Source organism: Providencia huaxiensis (genome assembly GCF_002843235.3).
In the GTDB taxonomy this organism is placed as follows: Bacteria; Pseudomonadota; Gammaproteobacteria; order Enterobacterales; family Enterobacteriaceae; genus Providencia; species Providencia huaxiensis.
Window position 1 is genome coordinate 506,708 of sequence record NZ_CP031123.2, and the last position, 21,621, is coordinate 528,328.

Sequence of the window (21,621 nt, forward strand, 5' to 3'; positions counted from 1 at the left end):
AATAAAGGTGAGAAAATTATAAGCAGACTTTTAATTTAAACTATCGGTAAGATTCTTAGAATTCAATTATTGATAGTTGATTAAGGCATAAAGCGATAACCAATCCCTGTTTCGGTTAATAAGTGAATAGGGCGAGCAGGGTCATTCTCCAGTTTTTGTCGTAGATGACCCATATAGATACGTAGGTAATGATTATGTTCCACATAATTAGGCCCCCACACTTGTAGTAACAAATGCCGTTGAGTCAATACTTTGCCACTGTTAGCCACCAGTTCACTGAGTAAACGAAACTCAATTGGGGTAAGGTGGAGCTCTTCACCTTGTTTGGTAACAATTCGATTAATAAAATCGATAGTGATATCCCCAAACTGGCATTTTGAGTTTTCTTGAGTAACTTTACCAAAACGCCGTAAAGCGACCCTAACACGAGCCAGTAATTCACTAATACCAAAGGGTTTTGTCAGGTAATCATCAGCGCCTGCATCCAATGCAGCCACCTTTTGTGATTCTTCTTCACGAGCGGATAAAACAATGATAGGAATACTACTCCACTGGCGTAGTTCACGAATCAAATTGAGTCCATCGCCATCAGGTAAGCCAAGGTCTAAAATCAATAAATCAGGTTGCCGCGTACCGGACTCAATGAGCCCGCGTTGGTAATTTTCCGCCTCAAAGACCTTCCAGCCTTCACCTTCCAGCGCCAAGCGAACAAAGCGACGGATTTCTTTTTCATCTTCAACAACTAGAATTTGATGGCTAGTACTCACAATATTGCTAATCCTTTATGTTTCTACTTCGATATCAGGTAGTTGCTTTAGGGGTAAGACAAAGTGGAAGCTGGCTCCACCTTTATTATTATTCTGCGCCCAAATTTCCCCTTCATGTAATTGAATTATAGCACGGCAAATAGCGAGCCCTAAGCCAACCCCTGGGATCGCTGACTCTTTTTGCGCTCGAGAAAATTTGTCGAAAATATTTTTTTCTTGCCCGTTTGGGATCCCATTGCTGGCATCCCATACTTCGATGTGAATTTTCTGACCTTCAACGGCAGCTCGAATACCAATCGGGGTATCGTTATGGCTGTATTTTACAGCATTTTCTAATAGATTGATTAGAACCCGTTCAATCAAATTAGCATCACAATAAAGTAATAAATCGGCTGGAATATCAATTTCTAAAGGGTGACTGTGTAAGGTGTAATCCAAAGTTCTAACGGCACTACTGGTAATTTCTTGCAGCGATTCCCACGCTAAATTGGGCTGAATACTACCAGATTGCAAGCGAGCCATATCCAATAAATTATTCACTAAACGCGAGGTGCTAAGCACTTGCTGGCGCATTTGGTTAACTTGCTCTGTAAGTGGTGAGTTTTCCGCAGATAAATTCAACATTAAAATTTCAGTTTGACCGAATAAAACGGTAAGCGGTGTTTTTAGGTCATGTGAAAGTGCAGCAAGTAACGAATTTCTCAGTTGTTCACGTTCAATATCTAATTTGGCAGACTCAGCTTGTTTGGTCAGTTGTAGACGAGCAAGAGCACTAGCAATTAACCCCGTGAAGGTTTGCAGCATGCGTTGCTGCTCTGGGATCAATAACTGGCGCATATTTCTTGGCTCAATGGCAAGAACGGCAAGAGTTTGATCTGCTGTAGTGATCGGTTGTAATTGATAAGGAACACTTGGCAAAGTATCCGTACCAGCACCGGCTGGCTGGCGTTTATCAAAACTCCACTTAGCAATGGCTTTATCAATTTGCATTGCAGTGTAGCCATCACATTGTAACGGTGTTAATTGACCATCCTCATCAGGTAATAATAAGCAACTTTTGGCTTGGAAGGCATTATTGAGAAAATGATACCCTGTTTTACCGATATCATCTGTAGTGATGGCTTGGCCTAATTCTTTTGTCATTTCATATAGATGACGTGTCCGTTGTTCGCGATACCGAGCGATACGTGCTTGGTATCGCATACCCGCAGTTAGATTTCCCACAACAACCCCAACAATTAGCATCACCGTAAAAGTGACTAAATATTGCATGTCCATGATAGCAAGGGAAAAATGGGGTTGAACAAAGAACAGGTCAAAACTGATCACGTTGACCAGCGCGGCAAAGACAGAGGGGCGTCGGCCATAAAATAATGCGATTAACACGACACCTAATAGATAGAGTGTCACGAGGTTGGCTTTGTCGAGAGCCAATAAAAAAGTGCGAGAAAATAAAGTGATAGTGGCGCACATTACAATAGCCATTAAATAGCCATTCATATCCGATCGCCATTTTTCAGAGAACGGCTTTCTTTCCGGTTCTTTATCCCACTCACTTTTCTCTTCAAGTGCGACGATCACTAAATCCAGATCAGGGCCGAGCTTACCAAGGCGATCGGCAAAGCCGGGGCGCCAATTGAGCTTAAACCATTTGTTTGATTTATCACGTCGGCCAATTAATATCTTTCCTAAATTATGTTCTCGTGCATAACGTAATATCGCTTTTTCTTCTGAAGGGTCGGATAACGTTGCCGTCTCTGCCCCTAAGTCTTGAGCAAGGCGTAACGCTTTTAAGATAGCTCTGCGCTGGGTTTCAGGTAGCTGATGAAGTGCAGGGGTTTCAACATAAACAGCATGCCAGACACTACCGAATTTTGCAGCAAGCCGAGCAGCTGTACGAACTAACTTTTCATTTCCCCTATTATGGCCGATGCATAGCAATAGCCCATCGCGGGTATGCCAAACAGGTGCTTGGCCTTTACCGCCGCGAAATTCACGCATTTGGTCATCAACTCGGTCAGCTGTACGGCGAAGTGCGAGCTCACGAAGTGCAATTAAATTTCCTTTGCGGAAAAAATGTTCAATGGCGCGTTCGGCTTGCCCTGGTATGTACACTTTGCCTTCTTTAAGACGCTGTCGTAGATCGTCAGGAGGAAGGTCAACTAGTACCACCTCGTCAGCAGCATCAAAAATATGATCTGGAACCGTTTCACGTACACGAATACCTGTAATGCTTCCAACAATATCATTCAGGCTTTCAATGTGTTGAACGTTAATGGTTGTCAACACATCAATTCCGGCATCAAGCAATTCTTCGACATCTTGCCAGCGTTTAGGATGGCGGCTGCCATTGGGGTTACTAAATGCTAACTCATCCATTAAAATTATGGCTGGATGTCTAGCAATTGCAGCATCAATATCGAAGCCATTTAGGCGACGGCCGTGATGAATAATGCGTCTGGGTGGCAATAGAGAAAGGCCGTCAAGTAGCGCGGCCGTTTCTTCTCTTTCATGGGTTTCTACTACGCCAATCAGCACATCTAGCCCTTGTGCTCTGAGTCTTTGTGCTTCTTGGAGCATGGCATACGTTTTTCCAACGCCTGCACAGGCCCCGAAAAAAATCTTTAATTTGCCTCGTCCAATTTCATTGGCTTTGGCCAAGAGTTCATCGGGGTTAGGGCGGAGAGGTTCCTGATTGTTCATCATAGCCCCTAGTGAGTTTGACTATTTATTTGTTGTTGATATTCATCAAGTGCTAAGTTCAGTTTTAGCACATTAATGACCGGTTCGCCTAAAAAGGGTAACAGTGCCTGTTCAGTATGTGTTTCTATCAATGATTTTACCGCATCCAATGGAATTTGCCTGCTTTTTGCAATGCGTGGCGCTTGGTATAACGCTGCATCAACAGAAATATTGGGGTCTAAGCCACTGGCAGACGTTGTGAGTAAATCCACGGGAATTGCACGACTGGCATCGGGATTTTCTGCGCGCAGTTGTTCACTGCGTTCAGTCATAACTTGTTGTAATAATGGATTGCTGACCGCTAAATTACTTCCACCAGAAGCTAATGCATTGTAGGGGCTATCAATAGTTGAGGAGGGGCGACCGTGAAAGTAGCGGACGTTACTCACATTTTGCCCGACCAAAGCTGAGCCAACAACACGCTCATCTTGAGTGAGCAAAGAGCCATTAGCCTGCCATGGAAAGAAAACATGAGCGAGGCCCGTTACCATTAATGGGTAGGCTATACCGGTAAAAAGAGTGAGTATTAATAGCATAATAATCGATGAACGGATCATATTCATAATCAATACCTTAAATCCCAAAGAGACTAATAAATAGATCAATGAGCTTGATCCCAATAAATGGCACAATCAGCCCGCCTAAACCATAAATACCTAAGTTACGTTGCAATAATGATTGTGAGCTCATTGGGCGATAATTAACCCCTTTAATTGCTAGAGGGATCAGGAAAATAATAATTAATGCATTAAAGATCACTGCGGAAAGAATTGCAGAGGCAGGTGAGTGCAAATGCATTACATTTAATGCGTTAAGTTGTGGCCATGTTACGGCGAAGGCCGCAGGAATAATCGCAAAGTATTTAGCAATATCATTGGCAATACTGAACGTCGTTAATGAACCACGGGTCATCAGCATTTGTTTACCAATATGCACCACTTCAATCAGCTTGGTTGGGTTAGAATCTAAATCCACCATATTACCGGCTTCTTTTGCTGCTTGGGTACCAGAGTTCATTGCCACTGCGACATCCGCTTGCGCCAGTGCTGGCGCATCGTTGGTGCCGTCACCTGTCATGGCAACCAAACGGCCTTCAGTTTGATATTGGCGGATCAACGCGAGTTTGGCTTCCGGTGTGGCCTCTGCAAGGAAATCATCCACTCCTGCTTCAGCTGCAATTGCCGCGGCTGTTAAATGGTTATCCCCTGTGATCATCACAGTTTTGATACCCATACTGCGCATTTGGGCAAAGCGTTCTTTCATACCCCCTTTGACGATATCTTTTAATGCAACAACACCTAAAACCGTCTTATTATCAACCACCACAAGTGGAGTTCCACCTAAATGGGCTACTTTTTCGACCAGTTGATCCGCTTCAACAGGGAATTTACCTTGGTTAGCTTCAATATAACGGCGGATCGCATCAGCAGAACCTTTGCGGATCATCCGTTCGCCAATATTGACTCCACTCATACGTGTCATCGCGGAGAAAGGAACAAAGGTTGCATTCAGGGCATGAATGTCTCTTTCGCGTAAATTGAACTTTTGTTTCGCTAGCACCACAATGCTGCGCCCTTCAGGTGTCTCATCGGCTAAAGAAGACAATTGTGCGGCATCAGCCAGTTGCTGTTCAGTGATACCCGTTAGCGGTAAAAATTCGGAGGCTTGGCGGTTTCCCAGTGTAATTGTCCCCGTTTTATCGAGTAATAGAACGTCAACGTCTCCTGCTGCTTCCACTGCGCGACCGCTGGTGGCAATCACATTTGCCCCTAACATGCGGCTCATCCCTGCCACGCCGATAGATGAAAGCAAGCCGCCAATGGTGGTTGGAATTAAACAGACTAATAGGGCAATCAATACTAAAATAGAAACCGCATCGCCAGCACCTGCATAATCTGCGGCAAAAAGGGTAAAAGGGTACAAAGTTGCACAAACGAGGACGAAAATTATCGTGAGTGCAGTTAACAAAATAGTGAGTGCGATTTCATTGGGTGTTTTACGGCGTTGCGCACCTTCAACCATGGAAATCATTCTATCTAAGAAGGTTTCACCGGGGTTAACGGTACATTCCACGATCAGCCAATCGGAAAGTACGCGAGTTCCCCCTGTTACAGAGGAAAAATCTCCACCGGATTCACGGATCACAGGGGCGGACTCCCCAGTGATTGCGCTTTCGTCCACCGAAGCACCGCCTTCGATGACTTCACCGTCACATGGAATGGTTTCTCCTGCACGGATCAACACTATATCGCCTTTACGTAACTGGTCTGAACTCACTATTTCTTGGCTCGCATCCAGTGAGGGCAAAGCTAAACGCGTTGCGCTACTTTGTTGTTTAACGCCTTTTAAGCTTTGGGCTTGTGCTTTACTTCGCCCTTCAGCAAGTGCTTCTGCAAAGTTGGCAAAAATAACTGTAAACCATAGCCAAAGGGTGATCATTCCACTGAACCAAGCACTGCCTTGTGTGTAATCCATTACCATGGCTAACCAGAGAAACGTAGTGATAATACTGCCAATAAAAACTACAAACATCACCGGGTTACGCCATTGTGCTTGTGGTGTACATTTTTTGATAGACTCAAAAATAGACTGCTTGATTAGCTTATTATCGAATAATTTAATATTTTTATTGTTCATATTTTCCTCCTCATCAACCCGCAAAACCAATGTGTAATTGTTCAGCAATTGGACCTAAAGCAAGGGCTGGTACAAAGGTTAGGGCACCAATGAGAAGCACAGTGAAAATCAGTAACCCAATGAATAAAGGGCCTGTCGTTGGTAAAGTGGCGTGGCTTTGGGCTTGTGGTTTTTTATTGGCCATAGACCCCGCGATCGCTAGAACAGGAAGAATGACACCAAAGCGACCGATAAACATAGCTATTGCAAGTAGCACATTGTAGTACGGGGTATTTGTGCTGAGACCTGCAAAAGCGCTACCATTATTATTGGCAGCAGAAGAAAAAGCATATAACACTTCACTAAACCCATGAGCGCCTGGATTTAAAATCCCTGCCCGCCCAGCTTCGCTCATTAATGAAATAGTTGTACCTAGCAGCACTAAGGTTGGGGTGACCAAAATTGCCAGTGCAACCATTTTCATTTCACGCACTTCGATTTTTTTACCGAGGTATTCAGGGGTTCGGCCAATCATCAGGCCAGCAAGGAATACAGCAAGTAGCACAAATAGCAACATACCGTATAAACCTGAACCGACACCACCAAATACGACTTCACCAATTTGCATTAACCACATTGGTACCATCCCGCCCATTGCGGTAAAGGAGTCATGCATTGCGTTAACCGCACCACAAGATGCCGCGGTGGTAACGACGGCAAATAAAGCGGAGCCAACAATACCGAAGCGACTCTCTTTTCCTTCCATATTGGCGGAGCTCGTTGCGTGTAGTTCGGTTAAAAATGGGTTTCCCACATATTCCGCTTTAACCACGACGATGGCAGCAACCACAAAAATGATCCCCATAACCCAGAGTAAAGTGTGGCCTTGTTTGTTGTTACCAACAACACGGCCAAAAGCAAAGCAAAGCGCGGTAGGAATGAGGAAAATCGCTAACATCTGTACAAAATTACTGAGTGCCGTTGGGTTTTCAAAAGGATGTGATGAGTTAGAGCCAAAAAATCCACCGCCATTTGTGCCGAGCAATTTTATCGCTTCCTGTGATGCAACGGGCCCCATAGGGAGTAGCTGTTCACTGCTATCTAAAGGATGAATAAGTAAATAACTGGAAAAATTTTGAATAACACCTTGGCTGACAAAAAAGAGCGCAAAAATAACCGCTAAAGGGAAGAGTAAATACACCGTAATTCGGTAAATATCTAACCACGCATTGCCGACAGTTTTACTGCCATGGCGTGAAAAAGCACGAATAATTGCGAAGGCAACGGCAAGCCCTGTGGCAGCAGACAGGAAGTTTTGGACTGTCAGTCCTGCCATTTGGCTTAAATAGCTTAATGTATTTTCGCCACTATAGGCTTGCCAGTTTGTATTAGTAATAAAACTAACCGCGGTATTGAAGGCTAAGTCCCAGCTCATTCCCCCAAAATGTTGTGGATTAAGCGGTAAATAGCCTTGATTCATTAAAATAGCGAATAATAGAATCAAACCTAAAAAATTAAATAATACGATCGCTAAGGCATATTGCTGCCAATTCATCTCAGCCATGTGCCTTCCCGGCTGTTTGACACCTGTTAAACGCCAAAGTAGGGATTCACTGGCTTCTAATCGACGGGGAATGTCATTGTCGATTAACCGAGCAATACCATTACCTAAAGGTTTTGCTAAGATGAATAGGATCAGTAAAAAGCTACCTAAAAATAGCAATGTGGTAGTCGCCATATCAGAAATCCTCCGCGTTAAGCAGGGCATAAATCAGATACGCTAGCAGTAAAACGACGAGAACTGCCCCAGTAATGGAAAGTAATGACACAGTGTTTTCTCCTTATTATTTCCATGTGATAAGGCTAAAGGGTTCACTGTAAAGAAGCTGATAAAAAGCACGGGCTGGGTGTAAAAAAAGTATAAAAATGACGATTTATTTGCTTGAAAGAGTACGTGGTTATCTCTGAAGGGAATTGCCAATTGTTATGTGATTGTGATTTTTATGTTTATATAAAACATAATTCGGTTAAATTATGTAGTAAAAATACGGAATGGTCCGTTTTTTTAGTCATATTTACATTTAAAGTGGTCAGATGAGTGGTTTTATTACACAATTTGCGATATTCTATTCACAGTCAATATTTTTCATATTATCTGCTCGGTTTTAGTCGCTCTTTACTACTGTGTTAATGGGAAATGTGTGTTAATGGGGAATGATAGAGCAACGCTGGGATCGACAAATAAAGTGGCAACTGAAGGAGGATATCGATGTCCACATATCGCGAATATTCCCGTAATCAGGTACTTGCACGCCGCACTGCTGCTGTAACAGCTGGCATTATTGCGTTTCCGGTTATGGTTTTTTATCCAAAAAGAGCAAAATTTTATAGCCATTTACATAAGGTTTGGGCTAAGACTAGCGATAAACCCGTTTGGTTAGAACGCTCAGAGACAACACTGGAAAGTCATCGCTAATTTAGAGTTGAGTGCCCGGTAATAACCCCTACAATGTTGAATTGTGGGGGTTTTGTTTTTTTATCTTCTATTCTTTATTTTATGATCAGTTATTTTCCATGGGGCAATACCTGCGATTTGCTCTAAATAACACAGAAAAAAATCATGTTTCCGTTTATGCTTATTGATTATCAGTTAATTACGTTCAAACTGGTGGGTAAACAGTTTAGCTGTGCAGTAAAAAGGACAATATAATGCATAACTTAAGATTAGAAGAAATCATTAATGATGAATTGAAAGTTAGTGAGTTCCAAGATTTTGCACCGAATGGATTGCAAGTTGAAGGGCGGCCACATGTACATAAAATCATCACTGGTGTGACAGCTTGCCAAGCATTGCTAGATGCCGCTGTTGAAAAGAAAGCCGATGCCATCATTGTTCACCATGGCTATTTTTGGAAAAATGAGCCAGCCATTATCAAAGGGATGAAAAAAAATCGCTTAAAAACATTATTAGCGAATGATATCAACCTATATGGTTATCACCTCCCATTAGATGCGCACCACAAATTAGGTAATAATACCCAGCTTGCTTATATTATGGGGGTGCAGGTGAATGGCCAAATCGACCCATTAATGCCATTTGGTTTTTTTGACCAACCCATTACGCCTTCAGAGTTAACGTCTCGTTTAGAAACTCGTCTTGGCCGTAAAGTCCTGCATTGTGGTGATAATGCAAAAGAAGAAATTCGCCAAATCGCATGGTGTACAGGGGGAGGGCAAGGCTTCATTCTACAAGCAGCTGAATTTGGTGTAGATGCCTTTGTAACAGGGGAAGTTTCTGAGCAAACCATTCATATAGCAAGGGAAATGGGGATCCATTTCTACAGCGCAGGGCATCACGCAACGGAGCGTTATGGGATCAAGGCGTTGACTAAGTGGCTCGTAGATGAACATGGGTTAGATGCCGAATTTATCGATATCGATAACCCTGCCTAATCTTCTTCGTCTTTCAAACCACAGCGTTGTTGGCTGCATTCGTGAACCCTAGTCACATACTTGTGTATGTTCCTAGGGCTTCACTCTTTTGCCGCCTAGCTGTGATTCGAAATACTTAGAAGATTGATAATCTATTGAAAATAAAAATAAAAATAGCTATTGGGTTCGGTATTTTAACGATGCGAAAACTAATACTGCACTTGAAATAGTTAACACTAAACCTAAGTGTTGGCTCCAGCCAGCGACCATTAGACCGATGGCGAGTCCGATGTAGTAAAATAAACCTAAAATTGCGCCAGCGGTGCCTTTTCTGTCACCATAACGGTTTAATGCATGGGCAAGTATGTTCGGGATCGCAATTCCGTAACCAATAACGACTCCGATAACGGGTAAAACGAACCAAATTGAATCCATTAGCACAAAAACCAAACAGCCACTCACCAAGGAAATCACGCTAGACAGTTTTACAAGCTGCTCAGATGTGTGTTTTTTAGCCAATAAATAGCGATTTGATATCGAACCTAAACCAACCCCAAGCGCTAATAATATCCCTGTTAATCCAAACTGTTGTTGAGTGAGCATTAATTGTTCAAAACTGAATGGAGCCAGCTGATAATAGCTAAATAAATTAATATTGAAAAATGCAATCAAGATCACATTTCTAGCAATTTCTTTATCAGCGATCATGCGTAAAAATGTCTCAATAAATGAGACTTGCGTCACGTTTTCAGGCTTGGTCTCAGGTAAACGACAGGCTGACCAGAGAAAAAGCACCACAGCTAAAATAGCTAAGCCGATAAAAACGGTTCGATAACCGCCAAAACTGACGAGTCCAGCACCAGATAACATTCCCAACGCGGGGCTGATTGCTAAAGCAACACCCATGATAGAAAAAACTTTTGCTAATTCATGGCCTTGGTAGCTATCACGCATAGCGGTTTGTGTACCGATTGAACCGACGGCAGCGCCAAATGCAGACAACATTCTCATTAATAATAATAAATAAAAATGTGTGACAAATAACGCACCAATAGACGCAATACCGTAAATCAATAAACCCGCCAAAATAGTCGGGCGACGCCCTAAGGTGTCACACATACGTCCCCAAAACACCACGCCTAATGCAAAAGCAAAGAAATAAAGCGACAGTGTTTGTGAAGCTTGTTCCGCATTTACTGAGAAAGCGCTGGCAATATCAGTGAGAGCGGGGCTGTATATGGTTTCCACAATTTGAGGAAACATCATTAAGGCAACAGCAAGCCATAATGAAAGAGGGTGTTTCATACTTTTTCCTACCAATCGACTAAAAATAAAGGGTCTAATTAGATACAACGATTTAATAGCAGGTAGTTTAGTGTTATTTTCATTGTCTTATTACAATAATAAAGACTATAAATATCAAAAAAGAGACATTATGGCTTGGCTAAATCAAACAGATAAATTTCAAACTCATTGGTATCGTGCGCCAGTATTGGGGATCGCGGCAAAAATGGGGCAGCATGACTCTGGTTTTCATAAACATGAAATGGGGCAGCTTTTGTTTACACAACAAGGGTGTATACGAATTTCACTGGAAAATCGCCTGTCTTTGCTTCCCCCTGGTAGAGTGGCTTGGATCCCTCCATTTGTTCTTCATCGGGCACAAATGCAGGCATCCGTGGGGTATCGATCGGTTTATTTATCAGAAGAATATGCCAAAAAAATCGGGAACGATGTGGTTATTTTGAATATTTCCCCATTGCTAAGGGAAGTGCTAGAACGTATTGCTATTGCGCCGTTTGAGAGTGATTGGCAGCAGGGGCGTTTGGCCAACTTATTACCGGTATTTATCGATGAGCTACAAAGTGCAGCTTTAGAGCCAACACTGTTGCCATTACCGCAAGATAGACGCTTTAAAGGGATTGATATCGAGCAATTACCACCGAATTTAAACCAGTTAGCGCAGACTATCGGTGCGAGTGAGAAAACAATCACGCGTATTTTCTTGAAAGAAACAGGCATGACATTTCAAACATGGCGACAACAATGGCGGTTTATTAAAGCGATTGAGTTGCTTGCACAAGAAAAACCTTATCACTATATTATTCAAGAGCTTGGTCTAACAAGTGATAGCGCGTTTATCAGTTTTTTCCGCAAAATGAGCGGAATGACACCAAGGGAATATCAACAGCAGTAAGCTAAATGACATCAGTAAAAAAGAAAAAAGCCCCGAAAATTCGAGGCCTTAGCATATGTAGGGTTCAGATTTAATTAAATATTATTTTTTTGCTAATTCAGAGTTGAATTCACGTTTGTCATAGCCGGTATATAGCTGGCGAGGACGAGCAATTTTCAGGCCGTCATCGTGCATTTCATTCCAATGTGCAATCCAGCCAATGGTACGTGCAATGGCAAAAATAACAGTAAACATTGAAGATGGAATACCCATTGCTTTCAAGATGATACCTGAGTAGAAGTCAACGTTCGGGTACAGTTTTTTCTCAATGAAATACGGGTCGTTCAATGCGATACGTTCCAGCTCCATAGCGACTTCCAGCAAGCTGTCATTCAAGCCAAGTTCATTTAGAACTTCATGGCAAGTTTCACGCATTACCGTTGCACGTGGGTCATGGTTTTTATAAACACGGTGACCGAAGCCCATCAAGCGGAAAGAGTCATTTTTGTCTTTAGCGCGCTCGATAAATGCAGGAATGTGCTCAACAGTTTGGATCTCTTCCAACATACGTAAGCAAGCTTCGTTAGCACCGCCGTGAGCAGGCCCCCACAGTGAAGCGATACCTGCCGCGATACAAGCAAATGGGTTTGCACCGGATGAACCCGCAGTACGTACAGTCGAGGTTGAAGCGTTTTGTTCGTGGTCAGCGTGTAGGATTAAGATACGATCCATTGCGCGTTCTAAAACAGGATTAACTGTGTATTCTTCACATGGTGTCGAGAACATCATATGCAAGAAATTACCCGCGTATGACAGGTCATTACGTGGATAAACAAAAGGTTGGCCAATTGAATATTTGTAACACATCGCTGCGACTGTTGGCATTTTCGACAGCAGACGATAAGCCGTAATTTCACGGTGGCGTGGGTTGTTAACATCTAATGCATCGTGATAGAAAGCTGCTAGTGCGCCAGTAACACCGCATAATACAGCCATTGGGTGTGAGTCACGGCGGAAACCATTAAGCATGCGAGTAATTTGCTCATGGATCATGGTATGGCGAGTCACCGTATTTTTAAATACGTCATATTGTTCTTGAGTTGGTGCTTCACCGTATAGCAGGATATAACAAACTTCGAGATAAGAGGCTTCAGTGGCGAGTTGATCGATAGGGAAACCACGGTGCAACAGGATGCCTTGATCACCATCGATATAGGTGATTTTTGATTCACAGGATGCAGTAGAAGTAAAACCAGGGTCGTAGGTAAAAAACCCTTTAGAACCTAAAGTTCGGACATCGATAACGTCTTGACCAATCGTTGGGCTTAAAATATCTAGGTCAATATCACCCTTACTACCAGTCGTTAGCTTAGCTTTGTTATCAGCCATTACGGTCTCCTTAGCGCTTGATAATCGACACCCAACAACCCAGAAGCTCAGCGTTATACTGTGTCTTCATGCATTGTTCTACCGGTATGCTTTGGAAATCAGCTCGCTATCACATAAAACCTGAAATCTGAGACCGACGACAATGTAATTAGGTTGTTTATGAGTGTGTAGATGTTATGTTCTTTTTGTTGTTTTCCCTACAATATCATTATTTGTGGTAAGGGGAACAACTTTCATAACTTTTGTTATTAATACCCATCATAGTTCAAATTGAAGAGTACTTAACATTGCAACATTCACGTTTTTTTCTTTTTACGATGAAGTGTCAACAGCACCGTTAAGATAATTCTGCCAGACCTATATGTAAGATAAATGTTGAATCATTGTCAAATAAGATAAGCACATTTATACAAAATGTTTAAATCGTGATCCCTCTCACTGTTCGGGCTAAATGTCTCCAAACATTTTGTGTGGGAATTGTAATGGCATTGTGAAGACTTTATACTAGCGGCAGGTCTCCGGATTACCCTGTAGTAGGAGTTCCCAGCGTGATCAGTATGCAACTTTATTTAAACATGATGGATTAGAGTTTGTGTTAAGTTGCATTTTGTACCCCTGTCGCTGTCTGATTTCCACCCCAGGTCCGGAGGATGGAAAATAATAAAGAGCTGTGTGGGCAAAATTGTGAAAAAACAAAGACCTGTCAACCTTGATTTGCAGACGATTCACTTCCCGATCACTGCAATATCTTCGATCTTGCACCGTGTCTCTGGCGTCATTACTCTCATCGCAGTTGGTATTCTGCTTTGGTTGTTAGGGACATCTCTCTCCTCTCCAGAAGGTTTTCAATACGCGTCTGAAATAATGACTGGCTTTTTTGCTAAGTTCATTCTTTGGGGCATCTTGACAGCTTTGGCTTACCACATCTGTGGTGGTATTCGCCATATGCTAATGGATTTCGGTTGTGTTGATGAAACGCTTGCTGCTGGTAACTCATCTGCAAAAATTACATTTGTCATTACCGTGATTTTAGCAATTCTGGCGGGGATTTTAGTATGGTAAGTAATGCTTCAGCTTTAGGCCGTACTGGTATCCAGGACTGGCTATTAATCCGTGGTTCTGCGATTGTCATCGCGCTCTACGTACTCTACATTGTTGGTTTTGTTGCTATTAATGACATTACCTATGACGTCTGGCGTGGCTTTTTTGCCTCTTCTGTGACGAAAGTATTCACTATCCTCACGTTGTTCTCGATTCTTGTTCATGCGTGGATTGGCATGTGGCAAGTGCTGACTGACTACGTTAAACCTTTAGCAATTCGTTTAGTATTGCAACTGGCTATCGTTGTAGGTCTGTTGGCTTATTTAATTTACGGAACAATTGTTGTGTGGGGTGCATAAATGAATCTGCCAATCAGAGAGTTTGACGCTATCGTTATCGGTGCGGGTGGCGCAGGTATGCGCGCAGCACTTCAAATTTCACAGATGGGCCTATCTTGTGCGCTTCTGTCAAAAGTTTTTCCAACTCGTTCTCATACTGTATCAGCGCAAGGTGGTATCACGGTTGCTTTAGGTAACACGCATCCTGATAACTGGGAATGGCACATGTATGACACTGTTAAAGGTTCCGACTACATCGGTGACCAAGACGCTATCGAATACATGTGTAAAACAGGGCCAGAGGCTATCCTCGAATTAGAACATATGGGGTTACCGTTCTCGCGCCTTGATGATGGAAGTATTTATCAACGTCCATTTGGTGGTCAGTCTAAAAACTTCGGTGGTGAGCAAGCTGCGCGTACTGCAGCTGCAGCTGACCGTACTGGCCATGCACTGTTACATACCTTGTATCAGCAGAACTTAAAAAACCACACAACCATTTTTTCTGAATGGTATGCCCTTGATTTAGTTAAAAACCAAGACGGCGATGTTGTAGGTTGTACTGCAATTTGTATGGAAACAGGCGAACTGGTTTATTTCAAAGCGAAAGCAACTATTTTAGCAACGGGTGGTGCGGGTCGTATTTACCAATCAACCACTAACGCACACATCAATACGGGTGATGGCGTGGGAATGGCTGCTCGTGCAGGTGTTCCACTGCAAGATATGGAAATGTGGCAATTCCACCCTACGGGGATCGCTGGCGCGGGTGTTCTCGTGACAGAAGGTTGTCGTGGTGAAGGTGGTTACCTGTTGAATAAAGACGGCGAGCGTTTCATGGAGCGTTATGCGCCGAACGCGAAAGACCTTGCGGGTCGTGACGTTGTTGCGCGCTCAATCATGATTGAAATTCGTGAAGGTCGTGGTTGTGATGGCCCATGGGGTCCACACGCCAAGCTGAAACTGGATCACTTAGGAAAAGACGTTCTGGAATCTCGTTTACCGGGTATCCTTGAATTATCTCGTACCTTTGCTCACGTTGACCCAATCAAAGAGCCAATCCCTGTTATTCCTACCTGTCATTACATGATGGGCGGTATTCCAACGAAAGTGACGGGTCAAGCTCTGCGTTATAACGAAAAAGGCGAAGATGAAGTCATTCCTGGTCTGTTTGCGGTCGGTGAAATTGCCTGTGTATCAGTACATGGTGCTAACCGCTTAGGGGGTAACTCACTTCTCGACTTAGTGGTATTTGGTCGCTCAGCGGGTCTGCATTTGAAAGAATCCATTATGGAGCAAGGTTCAATGCGTGATGCATCTGAATCTGATATTGATGCAGCGATGACACGTTTTAACCGTTGGGAAGGTGCGCGTACGGGTGAAGACCCAACTGAAATCCGTAAAGCACTGCAAACCTGTATGCAGCATAACTTCTCGGTATTCCGTGAGGGTGATGCAATGGCGAAAGGTTTAGAAGAGCTGAAAGTGATCCGTGAGCGTCTGCAAAATGCACGCCTTGATGATACTTCGACTGAATTTAATACTCAGCGTATCGAATGTTTAGAACTGGATAACCTGATGGAAACGGCTTATGCAACGGCACAAGCTGCAAACTTCCGTACAGAAAGTCGTGGTGCGCATAGCCGCTTTGACTACCCAGAGCGAGATGATGCGAATTGGTTATGTCACTCATTATATTTACCGCAATCTGAAACGATGACGCGTCGTGAAGTCAACATGCAGCCAAAACTGCGTGAAGCCTTCCCACCGAAAATTCGTACCTACTAATGCGTGGTGTTAATCCAGTTGCGGAGAAATAAACTATGAAATTACAATTTTCGATTTATCGCTACAATCCTGATGTGGACAACGCACCACGTATGCAAGATTACACGCTAGAAGTTCCTGAAGGGCGTGACATGATGTTGCTGGATGCGTTAATCCAAATCAAAGAGCAAGACCCAACACTCTCTTTCCGTCGTTCTTGTCGTGAAGGGGTATGTGGTTCCGATGGCCTGAACATGAACGGTAAAAACGGGTTGGCGTGTATTACGCCATTATCTGCTTTAATCCGTGGTGGGAAGAAAATTGTCATTCGTCCATTACCGGGTCTGCCTGTTGTGCGTGACCTGATTATCGATATGACTCAGTTTTATACCCAATACGAAAAAATTCGTCCATATCTGATTAATGATAACAAGAACCCACCAGCGCGTGAGAATTTACAAACTCCTGCACAACGTGAAAAACTCGATGGTTTATATGAGTGTATTTTGTGTGCTTGTTGTTCGACTTCTTGCCCATCGTTTTGGTGGAATCCAGACAAGTTTATCGGGCCTGCAGGCTTGTTGGCAGCGTATCGCTTCTTAATTGATAGCCGTGATACTGAAACCGATTCACGATTAGATGATCTGAACGACGCTTTTAGTGTCTTCCGCTGTCATAGCATCATGAATTGTGTCAATGTATGCCCTAAAGGGCTAAATCCAACGAAAGCTATCGGTCATATTAAATCTATGTTACTAAAACATAGCGCTTAATTATGCATATTTAACCCACAGTGCTCAGGTGCTGTGGGTTAAAAAAGAAATAGCACAAAATAAAAACATAAGTAAAAAGAAACGCGTAAAGTAAAAGCAATAATAGGTTTTTAATGCGCGGAAGCTCACAAAAGCACGAAAACGAAATACCAACAAAGGGCGTCAGAAAGTAACATTGTCACCCATAAAAAGTAGTACTTATTAAAACGTTGTCATTACAAAAGCGTAAAAAAGTGAAAGCAAAGAAAGTAACAGTAAAAAGTAGAAAAAATAGCCAACTGCAAAAGATGAAGACGACAGCCCAAGCATAGGGGCCTTTAAAAACCGCAGCCAGTTTTTAAAGGTTCCTTAAAAGGGAAACCCTTACTGATAAAGGGCCTCCCAAAGAGAGAACATGCATAAAGCACGTCCAAGAGAACCTTTATCGAGGTCGCTTAAATGCGGCAATTAGTTAACCACGGCGAAAACTAAAGCTTTAAAAGCTTAAGGGATCACAATGCAGAACGGCGTAATGAAGGACTGGCTGGATTCAAGCTTTCTGGCAGGCGCGAACCAGACTTATATAGAACAGCTCTATGAAGATTATCTGACTGACCCTAACTCTGTCGATGCCGAGTGGAAAGCAATTTTTGAGCAACTTCCTGGTGCAGCACTAGGCACTAGCGGTGAACAATTCCACTCCCAAGCGCGCGATTACTTCCGCCGCTTAGCAAAAGACTCTACACGTTATCACACCTCTGTTAGCGATCCAGCTATCGACGCAAAACAAGTTAAAGTTTTGCAATTAATCAATGCGTTCCGCTTCCGCGGGCACCAAAATGCGAATCTTGATCCGTTAGGTCTTTGGAAACGTGAATCTGTTCCAGATTTAGACCCAGCATTCCACAACCTGACGAAAGAAGACTTCAACGAAACCTTCAACGTGGGTTCATTTGCGATTGGCAAAGAAACCATGAAGCTGAGTGAGCTATATGACCACCTGAAACGTATTTATTGCGGTTCTATTGGTGCAGAATATATGCATATCACGAATACAGAAGAAAAACGTTGGATCCAACAGCGTCTTGAGTCTGTTGATGTTTCTAAAATTTTCTCAGTAGAAGAGAAAAAACGCTTCTTAGCTGAATTAACGGCAGCTGAAGGGCTTGAGCGTTACATCGGGGCTAAATTCCCAGGTGCAAAACGTTTCTCATTGGAAGGTGGTGATTCACTGATCCCAATGCTGAAAGATTTAATCCACCACGCAGGCAAGCAAGATACCCGTGAAGTTGTTTTGGGTATGGCTCACCGTGGTCGTTTAAACGTTCTAGTTAATATCTTAGGTAAAAAACCGGGCGAATTATTTGATGAGTTCGCGGGTAAACATAAAGACCACTCAAGCGCGGGTGATGTTAAATATCACCAAGGTTTCTCCTCTGACTTTGAAACCGCAGGCTCTCGTGTTCACTTAGCGCTAGCATTTAACCCGTCTCACCTTGAGATTGTTAGTCCAGTGGTTATCGGCTCAGTGCGCGCACGTCGTGACCGTCTGGATGAAGGCCGCAGCAACATGGTTCTGCCAATTACCATTCATGGTGACTCAGCAGTAACTGGCCAAGGTGTTGTACAAGAAACACTGAACATGTCTCAAGCTCGTGGTTATGAAGTTGGCGGTACGATGCGTATCGTGATTAACAACCAAATTGGTTTCACGACTTCAAATCCAAAAGATACACGTTCAACAGAATACTGCACAGATATCGTGAAGATGGTGCAGGCACCAATTTTCCACGTGAATGCGGATGACCCAGAAGCAGTGTCTTTCGTGACTCGTTTAGCGCTTGATTTCCGTAACACGTTCAAACGCGATGTTATGATTGATTTAGTCTGTTATCGCCGCCATGGCCATAACGAAGCGGATGAGCCAAGTGCAACTCAGCCTGTGATGTACCAAAAAATCAAACAGCACCCAACACCACGTAAAATTTATGCAGATCGTTTAATTGCAGAAAACGTATTAAGTGCTAATGATGTCACTGAAATGGTTAATCTGTATCGCGATGCGTTAGATGCAGGTAACTGTGTGGTTGAAGAGTACCGTGAAATGGGGCTGAACTCATATACATGGGCTCCATATTTAAACCATGAATGGGATGCATCCTATAAATCAACAGTTGATATTAAACGCTTAACGGATCTGGCTGTTAAAGTCAGCACTATCCCAGAAGGCGTGGTTGCGCAATCTCGTGTTGAGAAAATTTATACCGACCGTGCCGAAATGGCAAAAGGTGAGAAATTACTCGACTGGGGCGCGGCTGAAACTTTAGCATACGCAACGTTAGTTGATGAAGGTATTCCTGTGCGTTTGTCCGGTGAAGACGCAGGCCGTGGTACATTCTTCCACCGCCATGCAGTTATTCATAACCAAACAAATGGTTCAGTTTACGTTCCACTGCAAAATATCCATAACGGCCAAGGCGTCTTTAATGTTTGGGACTCTGTTCTGACTGAAAACGCGGTATTAGCATTCGAATATGGCTATGCCACTACTGAGCCTCGTGCACTGACTATTTGGGAAGCCCAATTTGGTGACTTTGCTAACTGTGCTCAAGTGGTTATCGACCAATTTATTAGCTCTGGTGAGCAAAAATGGGGTCGTATGTGTGGTCTGGTAATGCTACTGCCTCATGGTTATGAAGGTCAGGGGCCAGAGCACTCATCTGCACGTTTAGAACGTTACCTGCAACTGTGTGCTGACCAAAACATGCAAGTGTGTGTGCCGTCAACACCTGCTCAGGTTTATCACATGTTGCGTCGCCAAGCCTTACGTGGCATGCGCCGTCCTCTGATTGTGATGTCACCAAAATCTCTGCTACGTCACCCATTAGCGGTCTCTAGCATGGAAGAATTGGCAAACGGTACATTCGAGCCAGTTATCGGTGAAATAGATGATATCAATCCGAAAAATGTGAAACGCGTCGTTATGTGTTCAGGTAAAGTCTATTACGATCTGTTAGAACAACGTCGTAAAAATGAACAAACTGACGTGGCTATCGTGCGTATCGAACAGTTATATCCGTTCCCACACGAAGATATCCAAAAAGCGTTGGCGCAATTTACTGATGTAAAAGACTTTGTATGGTGTCAAGAAGAGCCATTAAACCAAGGTGCTTGGTATTGCAGTCAACATAACTTCCGTGAAGCTATCCCAACAGGGGCAACTTTACGTTATGCAGGTCGAGCTGCTTCTTCATCTCCAGCAGTTGGCTATACGTCCGTACACCAGGAACAACAGAAAGCCCTGGTTAATGACGCTTTGAACATTGAATAATTAAAGGATAGAAAATGAGTAGCGTAGAAATTCTTGTTCCCGATCTTCCTGAGTCCGTTGCAGATGCTACGGTTGCCACATGGCATAAAAAACCAGGTGACAGTGTTCAGCGTGACGAAGTACTGGTTGAGATCGAAACAGATAAAGTCGTATTAGAAGTTCCTGCAAGTGAAGCTGGTGTATTAGAAGCTATCGTTGAAGATGAAGGTGCAACGGTATTGTCTAAGCAATTACTGGGTCGCATTCGTTTAGGCGATAGCACAGGTATTCCTGCTGAAGTGAAAGAAGCACAAGAGTCAACACCTGCACAGCGTCAAACGGCAAGTTTAGAAACTGAAAGCAATGATGCTCTGACCCCTGCGATCCGTCGTTTGATTGCAGAGCACGACTTAAATCCAGCTGACATCAAAGGTACGGGTGTTGGTGGTCGTTTAACGCGTGAAGATGTTGAAAAACATTTAGCTGCAAATAAATCTGCGGCACCTGCGGCGAAAGCCCCAGCGGCTCCACAAGCGCCTTTAGCACACCGTAGCGAAAAACGTGTTCCAATGACGCGTTTACGTAAACGTATTGCTGAGCGCCTGTTAGAAGCGAAAAACACGACCGCCATGTTGACGACCTTTAACGAAGTCAATATGCAACCAATCAAAGACTTACGTAAACAATATGGCGAAGTATTCGAAAAACGTCATGGTGTTCGTTTAGGTTTTATGTCTTTCTATGTGAAAGCTGCGGTTGAAGCACTGAAGCGCTACCCAGAAGTGAATGCTTCTATTGATGGCGATGATGTGGTTTACCATAACTATTTCGATATCAGTATTGCGGTTTCAACACCACGTGGTTTGGTAACACCAGTTCTGCGTGATGTCGATGCAATGAGCATGGCGGATATCGAGAAGAAAATTAAAGAACTGGCTGTTAAAGGTCGTGACGGTAAATTAACTGTCGAAGACTTAAGTGGTGGTAACTTCACTATCACTAACGGTGGCGTATTTGGTTCTCTGATGTCTACACCTATCATTAACCCACCACAGAGCGCGATTTTAGGCATGCATGCCATTAAAGACCGCCCTATGGCTGTAAATGGTAAGGTAGAGATTCTTCCTATGATGTATTTAGCACTGTCTTACGACCACCGTTTAATCGATGGTAGTGAGTCAGTTGGCTTCTTAGTCGCTATCAAAGATATGCTGGAAGATCCAACTCGTTTACTGCTGGACGTATAGCAACATAACAGGGCAGGGTACAACTTGCCCGGTCTGAAGTAACC

At 43.3% G+C, this 21,621-nt stretch carries 17 protein-coding genes; 9 read left to right on the forward strand and 8 right to left on the reverse strand.

The genetic code is table 11. The features are described 5' to 3' along the window. Nucleotides 1-80: 80 nt before the first annotated feature. From kdpE to kdpF, 6 genes are read right to left on the reverse strand one after another with little or no spacing between them, the layout of a single operon-like run. Entirely contained in the window at nucleotides 81-767 is a 687-nt protein-coding gene (kdpE, locus tag CYG50_RS03760; RefSeq protein WP_102138319.1) for a two-component system response regulator KdpE, read from the reverse strand. A 15-nt stretch (nucleotides 768-782) separates the two neighbouring features. Then, nucleotides 783-3,470, reverse strand: coding sequence for a two-component system sensor histidine kinase KdpD (gene kdpD / locus CYG50_RS03765; RefSeq protein WP_102138320.1), 2,688 nt, complete (start codon nucleotides 3,468-3,470; stop codon nucleotides 783-785). Nucleotides 3,471-3,478: 8 nt separating this feature from the next. After that, a complete protein-coding gene (gene kdpC, locus CYG50_RS03770; protein ID WP_102138321.1) occupies nucleotides 3,479-4,072 on the reverse strand; it encodes a potassium-transporting ATPase subunit KdpC in 594 nt (197 codons plus the stop codon). 10 nt (nucleotides 4,073-4,082) lie between these two features. Further along, entirely contained in the window at nucleotides 4,083-6,146 is a 2,064-nt protein-coding gene (kdpB, locus tag CYG50_RS03775; protein WP_102138322.1) for a potassium-transporting ATPase subunit KdpB, read from the reverse strand. A gap of 13 nt (nucleotides 6,147-6,159) precedes the next feature. Then, complete coding sequence (gene kdpA / locus CYG50_RS03780) at nucleotides 6,160-7,863, reverse strand: potassium-transporting ATPase subunit KdpA (RefSeq protein WP_102138323.1); 1,704 nt, start codon at nucleotides 7,861-7,863, stop codon at nucleotides 6,160-6,162. A 1-nt stretch (nucleotide 7,864) separates the two neighbouring features. Continuing rightward, complete coding sequence (kdpF, locus tag CYG50_RS23620) at nucleotides 7,865-7,954, reverse strand: K(+)-transporting ATPase subunit F (RefSeq protein ID WP_102138324.1); 90 nt, start codon at nucleotides 7,952-7,954, stop codon at nucleotides 7,865-7,867. Between the two features lie 440 nt (nucleotides 7,955-8,394). Between kdpF and CYG50_RS03790 the strand changes: the two genes are divergently transcribed. After that, a complete protein-coding gene (locus tag CYG50_RS03790) occupies nucleotides 8,395-8,601 on the forward strand; it encodes a YbfA family protein (protein WP_036957942.1) in 207 nt (68 codons plus the stop codon). A gap of 233 nt (nucleotides 8,602-8,834) precedes the next feature. Further along, nucleotides 8,835-9,578: a type 2 GTP cyclohydrolase I gene (locus CYG50_RS03795; RefSeq protein WP_102138325.1), complete on the forward strand. Its 744-nt coding sequence runs from the start codon at nucleotides 8,835-8,837 to the stop codon at nucleotides 9,576-9,578. 156 nt (nucleotides 9,579-9,734) lie between these two features. On the opposite strand, the gene CYG50_RS03800 is transcribed toward CYG50_RS03795, so the two are convergent. Beyond that, entirely contained in the window at nucleotides 9,735-10,862 is a 1,128-nt protein-coding gene (locus tag CYG50_RS03800; protein ID WP_102138326.1) for a multidrug effflux MFS transporter, read from the reverse strand. A gap of 130 nt (nucleotides 10,863-10,992) precedes the next feature. On the opposite strand from CYG50_RS03800, the gene CYG50_RS03805 reads away from it, so the two are divergent. Beyond that, on the forward strand, nucleotides 10,993-11,754 hold the full coding sequence (locus tag CYG50_RS03805) for an AraC family transcriptional regulator (RefSeq protein WP_102138327.1): 762 nt from the start codon (nucleotides 10,993-10,995) through the stop codon (nucleotides 11,752-11,754). Nucleotides 11,755-11,835: 81 nt separating this feature from the next. On the opposite strand, the gene CYG50_RS03810 is transcribed toward CYG50_RS03805, so the two are convergent. Then, entirely contained in the window at nucleotides 11,836-13,122 is a 1,287-nt protein-coding gene (locus tag CYG50_RS03810) for a citrate synthase (RefSeq protein WP_004909058.1), read from the reverse strand. Between the two features lie 672 nt (nucleotides 13,123-13,794). Here CYG50_RS03810 and sdhC point away from each other — a divergent pair. From sdhC to odhB, 6 genes are all read left to right on the forward strand, one after another. Next, on the forward strand, nucleotides 13,795-14,184 hold the full coding sequence (gene sdhC / locus CYG50_RS03815) for a succinate dehydrogenase cytochrome b556 subunit (protein ID WP_004909059.1): 390 nt from the start codon (nucleotides 13,795-13,797) through the stop codon (nucleotides 14,182-14,184). After that, a complete protein-coding gene (gene sdhD / locus CYG50_RS03820) occupies nucleotides 14,178-14,522 on the forward strand; it encodes a succinate dehydrogenase membrane anchor subunit (protein ID WP_004256832.1) in 345 nt (114 codons plus the stop codon). Before sdhC ends, sdhD begins: the two co-directional genes overlap by 7 nt. Continuing rightward, nucleotides 14,523-16,289: a succinate dehydrogenase flavoprotein subunit gene (sdhA, locus tag CYG50_RS03825; RefSeq protein WP_102138328.1), complete on the forward strand. Its 1,767-nt coding sequence runs from the start codon at nucleotides 14,523-14,525 to the stop codon at nucleotides 16,287-16,289. A gap of 35 nt (nucleotides 16,290-16,324) precedes the next feature. After that, a complete protein-coding gene (locus tag CYG50_RS03830; protein WP_004256824.1) occupies nucleotides 16,325-17,041 on the forward strand; it encodes a succinate dehydrogenase iron-sulfur subunit in 717 nt (238 codons plus the stop codon). 496 nt (nucleotides 17,042-17,537) lie between these two features. Next, on the forward strand, nucleotides 17,538-20,351 hold the full coding sequence (gene sucA / locus CYG50_RS03835) for a 2-oxoglutarate dehydrogenase E1 component (RefSeq protein WP_102138329.1): 2,814 nt from the start codon (nucleotides 17,538-17,540) through the stop codon (nucleotides 20,349-20,351). A 14-nt stretch (nucleotides 20,352-20,365) separates the two neighbouring features. After that, nucleotides 20,366-21,577, forward strand: coding sequence for a 2-oxoglutarate dehydrogenase complex dihydrolipoyllysine-residue succinyltransferase (gene odhB / locus CYG50_RS03840; protein WP_102138330.1), 1,212 nt, complete (start codon nucleotides 20,366-20,368; stop codon nucleotides 21,575-21,577). Nucleotides 21,578-21,621: the final 44 nt, after the last annotated feature.

Coding starts and splice junctions, on each gene's coding strand:
- CYG50_RS03830 (WP_004256824.1), top strand. CDS start 16,325: ATGAAATTACAATTTTCGATTTATCGCTACAATCCTGATGTGGACAAC.
- kdpC (WP_102138321.1), bottom strand. CDS start 4,072: ATGAATATGATCCGTTCATCGATTATTATGCTATTAATACTCACTCTT.
- kdpB (WP_102138322.1), bottom strand. CDS start 6,146: ATGAACAATAAAAATATTAAATTATTCGATAATAAGCTAATCAAGCAG.
- odhB (WP_102138330.1), top strand. CDS start 20,366: ATGAGTAGCGTAGAAATTCTTGTTCCCGATCTTCCTGAGTCCGTTGCA.
- sdhA (WP_102138328.1), top strand. CDS start 14,523: ATGAATCTGCCAATCAGAGAGTTTGACGCTATCGTTATCGGTGCGGGT.
- kdpD (WP_102138320.1), bottom strand. CDS start 3,470: ATGAACAATCAGGAACCTCTCCGCCCTAACCCCGATGAACTCTTGGCC.
- sucA (WP_102138329.1), top strand. CDS start 17,538: ATGCAGAACGGCGTAATGAAGGACTGGCTGGATTCAAGCTTTCTGGCA.
- CYG50_RS03800 (WP_102138326.1), bottom strand. CDS start 10,862: ATGAAACACCCTCTTTCATTATGGCTTGCTGTTGCCTTAATGATGTTT.
- kdpA (WP_102138323.1), bottom strand. CDS start 7,863: ATGGCGACTACCACATTGCTATTTTTAGGTAGCTTTTTACTGATCCTA.
- CYG50_RS03805 (WP_102138327.1), top strand. CDS start 10,993: ATGGCTTGGCTAAATCAAACAGATAAATTTCAAACTCATTGGTATCGT.
- CYG50_RS03795 (WP_102138325.1), top strand. CDS start 8,835: ATGCATAACTTAAGATTAGAAGAAATCATTAATGATGAATTGAAAGTT.
- CYG50_RS03810 (WP_004909058.1), bottom strand. CDS start 13,122: ATGGCTGATAACAAAGCTAAGCTAACGACTGGTAGTAAGGGTGATATT.
- CYG50_RS03790 (WP_036957942.1), top strand. CDS start 8,395: ATGTCCACATATCGCGAATATTCCCGTAATCAGGTACTTGCACGCCGC.
- sdhD (WP_004256832.1), top strand. CDS start 14,178: ATGGTAAGTAATGCTTCAGCTTTAGGCCGTACTGGTATCCAGGACTGG.